The 12,486-nt window shown below is 68.0% G+C and carries 14 protein-coding genes; 9 read left to right on the top strand and 5 right to left on the bottom strand.

The window, feature by feature from the left end:
* Positions 1-282: 282 nt before the first annotated feature.
* A complete protein-coding gene (gene dnaA, locus ACZ63I_RS00460) occupies positions 283-2,043 on the bottom strand; it encodes a chromosomal replication initiator protein DnaA (RefSeq protein ID WP_469333917.1) in 1,761 nt (586 codons plus the stop codon).
* Positions 2,044-2,405: 362 nt separating this feature from the next.
* On the opposite strand from dnaA, the gene rpmH reads away from it, so the two are divergent.
* The 9 genes from rpmH to ACZ63I_RS00415 all read left to right on the top strand — a co-directional run bounded on the left by rpmH (position 2,406) and on the right by ACZ63I_RS00415 (position 9,261).
* Positions 2,406-2,543: a 50S ribosomal protein L34 gene (gene rpmH, locus ACZ63I_RS00455; protein WP_030354375.1), complete on the top strand. Its 138-nt coding sequence runs from the start codon at positions 2,406-2,408 to the stop codon at positions 2,541-2,543.
* Positions 2,544-2,561: 18 nt separating this feature from the next.
* Entirely contained in the window at positions 2,562-2,933 is a 372-nt protein-coding gene (gene rnpA, locus ACZ63I_RS00450) for a ribonuclease P protein component (RefSeq protein WP_469333916.1), read from the top strand.
* Positions 2,930-3,292, top strand: a complete 363-nt coding sequence (gene yidD, locus ACZ63I_RS00445) for a membrane protein insertion efficiency factor YidD (protein ID WP_469333915.1) — start codon at positions 2,930-2,932, stop codon at positions 3,290-3,292. Before rnpA ends, yidD begins: the two co-directional genes overlap by 4 nt.
* On the top strand, positions 3,293-4,660 hold the full coding sequence (yidC, locus tag ACZ63I_RS00440; RefSeq protein ID WP_469333914.1) for a membrane protein insertase YidC: 1,368 nt from the start codon (positions 3,293-3,295) through the stop codon (positions 4,658-4,660).
* Positions 4,661-4,675: 15 nt separating this feature from the next.
* Complete coding sequence (locus ACZ63I_RS00435) at positions 4,676-5,188, top strand: Jag family protein (RefSeq protein WP_469333912.1); 513 nt, start codon at positions 4,676-4,678, stop codon at positions 5,186-5,188.
* Between the two features lie 117 nt (positions 5,189-5,305).
* A complete protein-coding gene (rsmG, locus tag ACZ63I_RS00430) occupies positions 5,306-6,022 on the top strand; it encodes a 16S rRNA (guanine(527)-N(7))-methyltransferase RsmG (protein ID WP_469333911.1) in 717 nt (238 codons plus the stop codon).
* A 262-nt stretch (positions 6,023-6,284) separates the two neighbouring features.
* Positions 6,285-7,361 (top strand): ParA family protein, encoded by a 1,077-nt coding sequence (locus ACZ63I_RS00425; protein ID WP_469335485.1) that lies wholly within the window; start codon positions 6,285-6,287, stop codon positions 7,359-7,361.
* Positions 7,358-8,455, top strand: coding sequence for a ParB/RepB/Spo0J family partition protein (locus ACZ63I_RS00420; RefSeq protein ID WP_469333909.1), 1,098 nt, complete (start codon positions 7,358-7,360; stop codon positions 8,453-8,455). The genes ACZ63I_RS00425 and ACZ63I_RS00420 overlap by 4 nt, the downstream gene beginning before the upstream one ends.
* 188 nt (positions 8,456-8,643) lie before the next feature.
* Entirely contained in the window at positions 8,644-9,261 is a 618-nt protein-coding gene (locus ACZ63I_RS00415; RefSeq protein ID WP_469333908.1) for a GNAT family N-acetyltransferase, read from the top strand.
* Positions 9,262-9,385: 124 nt separating this feature from the next.
* Here the strand turns inward: ACZ63I_RS00415 and trxA are convergent, their stop codons facing one another.
* The 4 genes from trxA to sigM form a co-directional block, all read right to left on the bottom strand.
* Positions 9,386-9,718: a thioredoxin gene (gene trxA, locus ACZ63I_RS00410; protein ID WP_469333906.1), complete on the bottom strand. Its 333-nt coding sequence runs from the start codon at positions 9,716-9,718 to the stop codon at positions 9,386-9,388.
* Between the two features lie 41 nt (positions 9,719-9,759).
* Complete coding sequence (trxB, locus tag ACZ63I_RS00405) at positions 9,760-10,734, bottom strand: thioredoxin-disulfide reductase (RefSeq protein WP_469333904.1); 975 nt, start codon at positions 10,732-10,734, stop codon at positions 9,760-9,762.
* 132 nt (positions 10,735-10,866) lie between these two features.
* Complete coding sequence (locus ACZ63I_RS00400; protein WP_469333902.1) at positions 10,867-11,772, bottom strand: anti-sigma factor family protein; 906 nt, start codon at positions 11,770-11,772, stop codon at positions 10,867-10,869.
* Positions 11,769-12,479, bottom strand: a complete 711-nt coding sequence (gene sigM, locus ACZ63I_RS00395; RefSeq protein ID WP_469333900.1) for an RNA polymerase sigma factor SigM — start codon at positions 12,477-12,479, stop codon at positions 11,769-11,771. The genes ACZ63I_RS00400 and sigM overlap by 4 nt, the downstream gene beginning before the upstream one ends.
* Positions 12,480-12,486: the final 7 nt, after the last annotated feature.

The following is a 12,486-nucleotide window of genomic DNA, read 5'->3' as shown; positions in this document are numbered from 1 at the left end:
GGACGAAAAATCTGTCCACAGGCTGTGGAGGACGGTCGCGCACAATTCCACAGGCGGCTGACCTGGCCCGATGGTAGTAGGGCCGGTCGGCCTGTGGAGACGAACTGGACAACTTCGCGGTCCCCAGGCTGTGGACGGCAGATCGGCGCCAAATCTGTGGAGAAGCCCGTTCCGCCGGGATCTGTTCGAACAGCGGCAGCGCCGGACGACGAAGGGCGCCCGGGGACGAGGTCCCCGGACGCCCTTCGCGCGGTCCGTTCAGCGGTGTCCCGGCGCTCCGTCTCAGCCGTTCTTGATGCGGTTGGTGAGTTCCGTCACCTGGTTGTAGATCGAGCGCCGCTCGGCCATCAGCGCCCGGATCTTCCGGTCGGCGTGCATCACCGTCGTATGGTCGCGGCCGCCGAACTGCGCGCCGATCTTCGGCAGCGAGAGGTCCGTCAGCTCCCGGCACAGATACATCGCGATCTGCCGGGCCGTCACCAGCACCCGGCTGCGTGACGAGCCGCACAGGTCGTCCACCGACAGACCGAAGTAGTCGGCGGTGGCCGCCATGATCGCCGGCGCGGTGATCTCCGGGGCCGCGTCCTCGCCGCCCGGGATCAGGTCCTTGAGCACGATCTCGGTGAGCCCGAGATCCACCGGCTGCCGGTTGAGCGAGGCGAACGCCGTCACCCGGATCAGCGCGCCCTCCAGCTCGCGGATGTTGCGGGAGATACGGGAGGCGATGAACTCCAGCACCTCGGGCGGCGCGTTCAACTGCTCCTGCACGGCCTTCTTACGGAGGATCGCGATCCGCGTCTCCAGCTCCGGCGGCTGCACATCGGTGGTCAGCCCCCACTCGAAGCGGTTGCGCAGCCGGTCCTCCAGCGTGATGAGCTGCTTGGGCGGCCGGTCCGAGGACAGCACGATCTGCTTGTTCGCGTTGTGCAGGGTGTTGAACGTGTGGAAGAACTCCTCCTGCGTCGACTCCTTGCTCGCCAGGAACTGGATGTCGTCGACGAGCAGGATGTCAACATCGCGGTAGCGCTTGCGGAAGGTGTCGCCCTTGCCGTCGCGGATGGAGTTGATGAACTCGTTGGTGAACTCCTCCGAGCTGACGTACCGCACCCGGGTGCCGGGGTAGAGGCTGCGCGCGTAGTGCCCGATGGCGTGCAGCAGATGCGTCTTGCCGAGGCCGGACTCCCCGTAGATGAAGAGCGGGTTGTACGCCTTGGCCGGCGCCTCGGCGACGGCGACGGCCGCCGCGTGCGCGAAGCGGTTGGAGGCGCCGATGACGAAGGTGTCGAAGAGGTACTTGGGATTGAGCCGGGCATGCGGCTCGCCGGGTCCCGGTGCCGGAGCGGGCTGCGCGCCCAGCGGCCCCGGCGCCCCGCGGTGCCTGCCGCCCTGGTGGCCGCCGTGCCGCGGCGCCTGGGGGTCCTGCAGATCGTGCTGCTCGGGCCGCTGCTGCTCGTACGGGGAGCGGTCGGGCCCCTGCGGCTGGCGGTAGTCGTGCTGCGGCTGCTGCTGGTGCGCGGTGGCGTAGGGATCGCGGTCCTGGTAGCCGCCGAGCCGCTGCTGCTGCCAGGAGAGGTCGTCCTGGGTGCGCGGCCAGGCGCCGGGGTCGGGGCGCTGCTGCTGGTAGTCCGGGTAGGCGGGGCGCACGGACGGCATGCCGTCGTCGGACTGCCGGTGCCCGTAGCTGTCGTATCCGTCGCTCTGCCGGGACTCGTCGTGCTGGGGGCCCTGGTAGCGGCGGGGCGGGGGCGGTGCGGGCGGGGACGGCTCGCCCGCCGAGTCGTCGACCGTGATCGCGATCCGGATGGGCCGGCCGCACTCATGGCTCAGGGTCTCGCTGATCAGCGGGGCGAGCCGGCCTTCGAGTACGCGCTTGCCCCATTCGTTGGGGACGGCGAGCAGCGCGGTGTCGGCGACCAGGGCGAGCGGCTGGCAGCGTTCGATCCACTGCTTGTCCTTGGGCTCGACGCCCTGCTGGCCCTCTCTGAGGAGTTGCTCCAGCACTCGTGGCCACACTGCGGCAAGATCGGCAGGTACATCAGCCACAGGGCACGCTCTCTCGCTGGTCCCACGAATGTGTGCTTCTCGGGACGTGATGGGAAGACCGGCAGGAAACGAGACCGGAGTTCAGCCACGGTAGTCAGGGCACCCACGTGGTTCAAGTTGTTGTCCACAGGCTGTGCATAGTGGGGGCCGGCGCGGGGCTGGTTTGACCGGATGGCGTAGCCGCGCGTACCGTGACCAGGTCGAGTTGTCGATGGCTGCTGCCGCCTGCCTCCGATGGGCAAAGGCCACGATCTGTGGTTATGAAGCGGTGCACTCGGGCGTAAACGCGAGCTGCTACTCGTGGGCGCACGGTGACAGCCAGGCGATGCCACGCCATCACACATCATTTCTGGAGCCCCCGAGTGAGCAAGCGCACCTTCCAGCCGAACAACCGCCGTCGCGCCAAGACCCACGGGTTCCGGCTGCGGATGCGTACCCGTGCCGGCCGCGCGATTCTCGCCACCCGCCGTGGCAAGGGTCGCGCCCGTCTGTCCGCCTGATCGTCTACAGGTTATGACGTGCTGCCTACCGAGAATCGGCTGAGGCGGCGCGAGGACTTCGCGGCCGCGGTACGCCGAGGACGCAGAGCCGGACGACCGCTCCTGGTCGTCCACCTACGCAGCGGTTCACGTGACCCGCACGTGCCGGGGGAGAGTGCTTCCCCGACGCGTGCGGGTTTCGTCGTAAGCAAGGCTGTGGGGGGCGCGGTCGTACGGACGCGGGTGAAGCGCAGGCTTCGCCATCTGATACGCGAACGACTGTCCGAGCTTGCCCCCGGTAGCCTGGTTGTCGTACGGGCGCTACCCGGAGCGGGTGACGCCGAATCTGCAGACCTGGCCCGAGACCTGGACGCCGCTCTCCAGCGGTTGCTGGGAGGGGGCGCGCGATGAAGTACCCGCTGCTGGCTCTTATCAAGCTGTACCAGTGGACGATCAGCCCTTTGCTGGGCCCCGTCTGCCGGTATTACCCGTCGTGCTCGCACTACGGGTACACCGCCATCGATCGGCATGGCGCGGTGAAGGGCACGGCACTCACCGCTTGGCGCATCCTGCGGTGCAACCCGTGGTCGCCGGGCGGTGTGGACCATGTCCCGCCGCGCAGCCGACCGCGTTGGCACGAACTGCTGCGCAATGCGTGGCGCGGCAGTAAGGGCGGGCACTCCGCCGCTGGCGTGCCTTCCGGGGGATCGACCTCCCCCGAAACCCCCAGTCCAGCCGCTGAGACCTCGCCCAATGCTCAAGGAGCCTGAATGTTCGACTCGATCGCCGGTCTCTTCAGTTTCATCACCACACCTGTGTCATGGGTCATCGTCCAGTTCCACACGCTGTACGGGGCGATCTTCGGCCCCGACACCGGGTGGGCCTGGGGGCTGTCCATCGTGTCCCTGGTGGTCCTGATCCGGATCTGTCTGGTCCCGCTTTTCGTGAAGCAGATCAAGTCGACCCGGAACATGCAGGTGCTCCAGCCAAAGATGAAGGCGATCCAGGAGCGCTACAAGAACGACAAACAGCGTCAGTCCGAAGAGATGATGAAGCTGTACAAGGAGACGGGTACCAACCCGCTCTCCTCGTGCTTGCCCATCCTGGCGCAGTCACCGTTCTTCTTCGCCCTCTATCACGTGCTTTCGTCCATCGCCAACGGCAAGCAGATGGGCGCGATCAACCAGTCGCTGCTCGACAGCGCCCGTGAGGCCCACATCTTCGGCGCTCCGCTGGCCGTCAAGTTCACCGACGGGGCCGACAAGGTCGCGTCGCTCGGCGCTTCGCAGACGGATGTGCGGATCGTCACGGCCGTCATGATCATCCTGATGTCGGCCTCCCAGTTCTACACGCAGCGCCAGTTGATGACGAAGAACGTCGACCTCTCGGTGAAGACGCCGTACATGCAGCAGCAGAAGATGCTGATGTACGTCTTCCCCGTGATCTTCATGGTCATGGGTGTCAACTTCCCGGTCGGTGTCCTCGTCTACTGGCTGACCACCAACGTGTGGACCATGGGCCAGCAGATGTACGTGATCAGCCAGAACCCGACTCCCGGCAGCAAGGCCCAGGACGCGTTCCTGGAGCGGCTCCTCAAGACCGCCACCGCCCACGGCGAGGTCCGCTCCCGCCGAAAGCGCACGATGGTCAAGGCGATCGTGGCCAAGGGCCCGGACCGCAACGACATCGAGCGCAAGTTCGTCACCAGCCTCGCGAAGGCCGGTCTGGCCCCGCAGGCCGACGGCAGCGTCGTCAAGAGCGACACCATCGCCGCCGAGTCCGAGGCCAGTGCGGCCGCGGCCAGGCGCCAGCAGCCGAAGCGCCAGACGAAGGCCAAGCGGCAGGCAGCCGCCGCTCAGCCGGCGGGGACGGCCAAGGCGGCGGACGACAAGGCGGCGGACGACACGGCGGACGCTGCTCCCGAGGACGCCAAGCCCTCGGGTGGCGCGGCCAAGACCTCGCTGACCAAGCAGGACGAGCCGGCCAAGCAGGGCCAGGGCCAGTCGCAGAAGAACCAGTCACAAGCCACCAGGTCCAAGGCAGCGGGCAAGCCGGCCGCCGGATCCGGATCCGCACGCCAAGCCAAGTCGGGACAGCGCAAGGGCCAGCCACGGTCCAAGCACCCGTCCAAGAAGTAACGAAGGAGTCCATCCGTGACGGAAGGCACCATCTCCGCCGCCGCCGAGGGGGCCGACACCCTGACTCGACTGGAGCAGGAGGGGGAGATCGCGGCTGATTACCTTGAGGGCCTGCTCGATATCGCCGATCTCGACGGCGACATCGACATGGACGTCGAGGCGGACCGGGCTGCGGTCTCGATCATCAGTGACTCGGGCGGCCGGGATCTGCAGAAGCTCGTGGGACGGGACGGCGAGGTGCTGGAGGCCCTCCAAGAACTGACCCGGCTCGCCGTGCACCGTGAGACCGGCGACCGGAGCCGGCTGATGCTGGACATCGCCGGGTTCCGGGCGAAGAAGCGCACGGAACTCGCCGAACTGGGCGGGAAGGCCGCCGACGAGGTCAAGTCCACCGGTGAACCGGTGAAGCTCGACCCGATGACGCCCTTCGAGCGCAAGGTCGTGCATGACGCGGTCGCCGCCGCCGGGCTGCGTAGCGAGTCCGAGGGCGAAGAACCGCAGCGTTTCGTCGTGGTGCTGCCGGCCTGACCGGACCATCCGTTTCGGCCCCGTCTGTTTCGCAGGCGGGGCCGAACTTTGTCAGCCTGATAGTCGGCCCTGAGAGGCAGCCACCGAGCGGTGGTTCGGTATGGAAGGACGGTTCCCGTGACGGAGGCAGCAGAGCTTCCCCCTGCTCCGGACGAGGCACGGACTGTTTTCGGCGAGTTCTTCCCGGAGGCCGTGCGGTACGCGGAACTGCTCGCGGAGGCAGGGGTCAAGCGGGGACTGATCGGCCCGCGTGAGGTACCGCGGCTGTGGGAGCGGCATCTGCTGAACTGCGCGGTGCTCTCCGAGGTCGTGCCGGACGACGTCATGGTCTGCGATGTCGGTTCGGGCGCCGGGCTGCCCGGCATCCCGCTGGCGCTGGTCCGGCGGGACCTCAAGATCACCTTGCTGGAACCGCTGCTGCGGCGGACGAACTTCCTCCAGGAAGTGGTGGAGCTGCTCGGCCTGGACCATGTCACGGTGGTACGCGGACGGGCCGAGGAGGTCCTGGGGAAGCTGCCCCCGGTCCATGTGGTGACGGCGCGCGCGGTGGCCCCGCTGGACCGGCTGGCGGGCTGGGGAGTGCCCCTGCTGCGCCCCTACGGACAGATGCTGGCGCTCAAGGGCGACACGGCCGAGGAAGAGCTCAAGGGAGCGCGTTCCGCGCTGAGCAAGCTCGGTGTGGTGGAGAGTTCCGTCCTGCGCGTCGGCGAGAGCATCGTCGATCCGCTGGCCACGGTGGTGCGGGCGGAGGTCGGGGAGAGCCCCGGCGGAGTGCGATTCGCCGCGAAAAGAGCCAAGGCCGCCCGGGTCGGGCGTGCGCGACGCCGCCGTTGAGCCGTACAGTCCGTAGTGCCTATCAGTGATGCTCCATACAAGCTGCCATACCTACGCATTGCGGAGTGTCGTGACGATCTGACCCAGCGGCCCGTGCATCGTGTTTCACGTGAAACGTCGCTCACTGCTGCAGGGCATCATCGGCCGTGGTCGCGCTGCCACACCGCGCGACCGAAAGTCCCTCGTAAGAGGTGCGAGGTTGTCCACAGAGGTGGATTCCTCCACAGAACCACGGGCCTCGCTGGTTCACGACCCCGAAAGCATGGCAGGCTCTGTTCATTGCGAGTCTGAAGTCGAGGAGAGTGAATCCTTGCGGTCCGACGCCAACATCGCGGGACCGATGGCCGATCCGGTCCCCGGTCCCCGCACCGAGTCGGTGGGGGAGGATGTTTCACGTGAAACACCGCCCCCGATGGACGACACCCCCATTGGCCGAGCTGCCCAACTGGCCGTGGAGGCGCTCGGCCGCGCCGGCGAGGGGCTGCCACGCCCCGAACAGACGCGGGTCATGGTCGTTGCCAACCAGAAGGGCGGCGTAGGGAAGACCACCACGACGGTCAACCTTGCCGCTTCGCTCGCGCTGCATGGCGCGCGCGTCCTGGTGATCGACCTCGATCCACAGGGCAACGCCTCCACGGCACTCGGAATCGACCACCATTCCGAAGTCCCCTCGATCTATGACGTCCTGGTGGAGAGCCAGCCACTGTCCGAGGTGGTCCAGCCCGTCCCGGACGTCGAAGGTCTCTTCTGCGCCCCAGCAACCATCGATCTCGCCGGTGCGGAGATCGAACTGGTCTCGCTGGTGGCGCGGGAGAGCCGACTGCAGCGGGCGATCGAAGCGTATGAGCAGCCGTTGGACTACATCCTCATCGACTGCCCACCCTCGCTCGGCCTGCTGACGGTCAATGCGATGGTCGCCGGTGCGGAGGTGCTGATCCCCATCCAGTGCGAGTACTACGCACTGGAGGGGCTGGGTCAGCTCCTGCGCAACGTCGACCTGGTGCGCGGGCATCTCAACCCCGCGCTGCATGTCTCCACCATCCTGCTCACCATGTACGACGGCAGGACCCGGCTCGCCTCGCAGGTGGCGGACGAGGTGCGCAGCCACTTCGGCAAGGAGGTGCTGCGCACGAGCATCCCGCGCTCCGTACGGATCTCGGAAGCGCCGAGCTACGGCCAGACGGTGCTCACGTACGATCCGGGATCCAGCGGGTCGCTGTCGTATCTCGAAGCCGCCCGTGAGATCGCCCTGCGCGGTGTCGGGGTGCACTATGACGTCCAGCAAGCCCATACAGGCAGTCAGAGCAGCCAGCAGAGTATGTCGGAGGGGATCCAGTGAGTGAGCGACGTAGAGGATTGGGGCGTGGGCTCGGTGCGCTGATTCCCGCCGCTCCCCAGGAGCAGGTGCCCTCCCCCGGATCGGGCGGTGCTTCCTCCGGGGCGTCCCCGGTGCTGACGGCGGAGCGCGGAGTGGCCGCCGCGAAGGTGACCTCACTGCCGCAGGCCGCCAAGGCACCGGACCTGGAGTCGAACGCGCCGGAGCCGGAAGCGGCTCCTGAGCCCGAGGTGGCGGCGGGGGCCTTCTTCGCCGAACTGCCGATCGACTCGATCACGCCCAACCCGCGGCAGCCGCGGGAGGTGTTCGACGAGGACGCGCTCCATGAGCTGGTCACCTCCATCAAGGAGGTCGGGCTTCTCCAGCCGGTCGTCGTCCGGCAGGTGGCGGCCGAGCGCTACGAACTCATCATGGGTGAGCGGCGCTGGCGGGCCTGCCGTGAGGCGGGTCTTGAGCGCATCCCGGCGATCGTCCGTGCCACGGACGACGAGAAGCTGCTGCTGGACGCGCTGCTGGAGAACCTGCACCGCGCCCAGTTGAATCCGCTGGAAGAGGCAGCCGCCTACGACCAGTTGCTCAAGGACTTCAACTGCACCCATGACCAGTTGGCCGACCGGATCGGGCGCTCGCGTCCTCAGGTCTCCAACACGCTGCGGCTGTTGCGGCTCTCTCCCCCGGTGCAACGCCGGGTGGCCGCAGGAGTGCTGTCGGCCGGTCATGCGCGGGCGCTGCTGTCGGTGGACGACTCCGAGGAGCAGGACCGGCTGGCGCACCGCATCGTCGCCGAGGGTCTTTCGGTGCGGGCGGTCGAGGAGATCGTGACGCTGATGGGCTCGCGTCCGCAGTCGACGCCCAAGGCGAAGGGGCCGCGGGCCGGTGCCCGGCTCTCGCCGGCGCTGACGGATCTCGCCTCGCGGCTGTCCGACCGCTTCGAGACGCGGGTGAAGGTGGATCTGGGGCAGAAGAAGGGAAAGATCGTGGTCGAGTTCGCCTCGATAGACGATCTGGATCGGATCCTCGGCACCCTCGCCCCCGGTGAGGGACGGGTCCTGGACCAGGGCCTTGCGGAAGAGAGCCCGGAGGACGACGAGAGCTGACGATCGCGCTCGGCCGAAGGGCGGGCTGTGTTCCGGGCTTACCGGAAGGCAGCCCGCCCTTTGCTGTCTCTCGGTGTGCCGGACACCTCTGGGTGGATACGATGCGTTCTGGTAGGACGCATCCACCTTGATACTGATGCGCCTGCGCCTGTGGCGCCGTCGGACGAAGGAAGTGAGGAACAGCCTTCATGGGGCGTCGGCTCGCACCGCTCACGTTGGACAATCTCCCGGACCTCCCCAAGCGCTGCGGCTCATGCGTCTTCTGGGAACTCGATCCGGTCAGTGGAGAGGCCGCCGTCAAGGCAGGCCGTCCCGAGGTGGAGAAGGAAGCGTGGATCTCGGCCGTGCTGCTGGAGTGGGGCTCCTGCGGCCGGGTCGTCTACGTCGATGATGTGCCGGTCGGGTTCGTGCTCTACGCGCCACCGGCGTATGTCCCACGCGCCACGGCGTTTCCGACCAGTCCGCTCTCGCCGGACGCGGTCCAGTTGATGACCGCCTGGATCATGCCCGAGTATCAGGGCCAGGGGCTCGGCCGGGTCATGGTGCAGACCGTGGCCAAGGATCTGCTGCGCAGGGACTTCAAGGCCATCGAGGCATTCGGCGACGCGCGCTGGACGGAGCCGGCCTGTGTGCTGCCCGCCGATCATCTGCTGGCCGTGGGCTTCAAGACGGTGCGCCCGCATCCGACATACCCCCGGCTGCGGCTGGAGCTGCGGACGACGCTCTCCTGGAAGGAAGACGTGGAGCTGGCGCTGGACCGGCTGTTGGGCGCCGTACAGAAGGATCCGGTGCTGAGGCCGCTGTAAGACTGCCGCGGTACAGACGAGTTGGCTGCGGTACAACGGAAACGGGCCCGCCCTCTTCATGAGGGGCGGGCCCGTTTCACGTGAAACATTGCGCGCCGGCGGTGGGGCTACGTACTCAGCCCACTTACTCGCCGATGAAGCTCTCCAGGTCGCGCACGAGCGCGGCCTTGGGCTTGGCGCCGACGATGGTCTTGGCGACCTCGCCGTTCTGGTAGACGTTCAGCGTCGGGATGGACATGACGCCGTACTTGGCTGCGGTGGCCGGGTTCTCGTCGATGTTGAGCTTGACGATCTCGATCTTGTCGCCGTGCTCAGCCGCGATGGCTTCGAGGGACGGTGCGATCTGGCGGCACGGTCCGCACCAGGCGGCCCAGAAGTCCACCAGCACAGGCTTGTCGCTCTTGAGGACGTCCTCTTCGAACGAGTCGTCGGTCACATGCTTCAGGGCGCCGGCCACGGCGGCCTCCTTCACTTTCGAGGGGTGTTGGGTACAGCCGGTCAGACCGTGGCGGTCTTCTCCGGCTCGGCGGTCTTCTCGGTGTCGCTGAGCGCGGCAAGGAAGCGTTCGGCGTCGAGAGCGGCGGAGCAACCGGTGCCCGCAGCGGTGATCGCCTGGCGATAGGTGTGGTCGACGACATCGCCGGCGCCGAACACGCCGGTGACATTGGTCCGGGTCGACGGAGCGTCCACCTTCAGGTAGCCGTCGCTGTCGAGGTCGAGCTGGCCCTTGAACAGTTCCGTCCTCGGGTCGTGGCCCACCGCGATGAACAGGCCGGTCACCGGGAGCGAGTAAGGCTCGCCCGTCACGGTGTTGCGCAGCGTCAGACCCGTCAGCTTCGGGTCGCCATGGATCTCCGCGACCTCGCTGTCCCAGGCGAACTTGATCTTCGGGTCGGCGAAAGCGCGGTCCTGCATGGTCTTGGAGGCCCGCAGGGTGTCACGGCGGTGGACGATCGTGACCGACTTGGCGAACCGGGAGAGGAAGGTCGCTTCCTCCATGGCCGTGTCGCCACCGCCGACCACGGCGATGTCCTGGTCCTTGAAGAAGAAGCCGTCACAGGTGGCACACCAGGAGACGCCGCGTCCGGAGAGCGCGTCCTCGTTGGGCAGCCCGAGCTTGCGGTGCTGCGAGCCGGTCGTGACGATGACGGCCTTGGCGCGGTGCACGGTGCCGGCCGTGTCGGTCACCGTCTTGATCTCTCCGGTGAGGTCGACGGCGTTGATGTCGTCCGGAACCAGCTCCGCGCCGAAGCGCTCGGCCTGCGCGCGCATGTTGTCCATGAGATCGGGGCCCATGATGCCGTCCCGGAAGCCCGGGAAGTTCTCCACGTCGGTGGTGTTCATCAGCGCACCACCGGCGGTGACGGCACCCTCGAAGACCAGCGGCTTCAGCGACGCGCGCGCGGTGTACAGCGCGGCCGTGTACCCGGCGGGCCCGGAGCCGATGATGATCACATTACGGACGTCGCTCACGGGTTTTTTCCTCGTCTCTGCAGACTGCCTACTGCCTACTGCCTACTGGTGTCAGTTCCACGACTGTCACCCCAGGGAACGGATCCTACGGGTCTTACATTCCCGTGGTGCCACGGCTGCGCGGAAGTGTCGTCAGCCGCGCGGATAGACATGGGTCAGCAGCAGTTTCCCCTTGGCCGGCGGGGTGGCGCTGACACAGGACGCGTCAATCACATACGCCTGCACCTGAGCGCTGTCGGTCGGGTGCGGCAGGACCAGGAGATAGGCCTTCTTGCCCTCGTAGGTGCCCTGTTCGGCGGCGAGGACGGCAGCGTTGCGGCCGGTGCCCTGTGTCACGCAGGCCGGTACCACCGGCACCTGCCCGAGCAGGGGCGTGTTGGTACTGCCCTTGTCGCTCGCCGCACCGTTGCGATGGGTGCTCTCGGGCTGTTTGGCGGCGGGATTCCCGGTCAGAAGTGCGTCCACCTGGCCGCGCAGAGACGGATCGGAGAATTCCTTGGCGGCCGCCGCGCTGCTGTGCGAGACCTGCGCGCTGTCGCTGGAGGCCTTGGCGTCACCCGACGGCTGCCCCGCCGCCCGCAGCAGCAGCACGCTCATGCCGACAGCGGCGGTACCGAAGACAGCACCGAGGACGGCGTTGCGGCGCCGACGGCGTACACCGGCGGAGCGCCCCGGACCGGTCGCGGCCCGAGGATGGCCGACGGGTGTGCGCGGCGGGGGAGATGTTTCACGTGAAACATGAGAGGCGGCTTCCTCGGCCGGGCCCTCCTGGCGAGGGGCGTCCTCCTGGCGCAGTGCCTCGGCCGCCAGTGCGGCATCGATGCGCGCGGCGACATCGTCCGGCATGGGCGACGGAGCGGGGAGCGTGCCGAACAGTCCCCTGATCTCTTCGAGGGAGGCACGCACATCGGCGCAGAGCGCACAGCCGTCGAGGTGCTCGCGCACAGCGGCGGTGCGGGACGGTGGGAGCAGTCCGTCCGTGAGGTCGGAGATCTCCGAGACGTCGGGGTGCTGCTCCGTGTCGGCCGTGGATGTCATGTGCGCCCACCTCCTCCCTTCACCGCTGCTGGGTCACTCGGTCCTTTGACGTCGTCGGGTGCCGGCGCCGGTGGTGGGACGGATGTTCCCGGCGTCCGGTTCCTTCCCCCACCGGGTCCGCCGCTATCCGCGGTGTCCGCCCGCAGATGGCTGAGCATGGGCTGGAGTCTCGCCCGGCCCCGCGCGCAGCGGCTCTTGACCGTTCCGGTGGGCACGCCGAGCACCAGGGCGGCTTCCGCGACGGGATAGCCCTGCATGTCCACGAGTACCAGCGCGGCCCGCTGTTCCACGGGGAGTTTGGCCAGGGCCGCCAGCAGCTCGCGGTGGAGATCCTGCCGCTCGGCGGGCGCCTCGGCGGATTCATGGGGTTCCAGGAGCTGTTCCAGCCGCTCCGTGTCGTCCATGGGCGATGTCTTGCGGGAGGACGCCTTGCGGACCCGGTCGAGGCAGGCGTTGACGGTGATGCGGTGCAGCCAGGTGGTCACTGCCGACTGGCCGCGGAAGGTGTGGGCGGCCCGGAAGGCCGACACCAGCGCGTCCTGGACGGCGTCCGCCGCTTCCTCGCGGTCCCCGAGTGTGCGGATCGCCACGGCCCAGAGCCGGTCGCGGTGGCGCCGTACCAGCTCACCGAAGGCGTCCGGGTCGCCCGCGACATGAGCGTCCAGGAGTTCCTGGTCGCCCGCGTCGGCGAGTGCGGCGTCGTCCAACGGTGAG

Source organism: Streptomyces sp. NPDC087906 (assembly GCF_055584925.1).
Note: the sequence above shows the minus strand (reverse complement) of the source record. Positions and strands in the feature narration are given on the sequence as shown.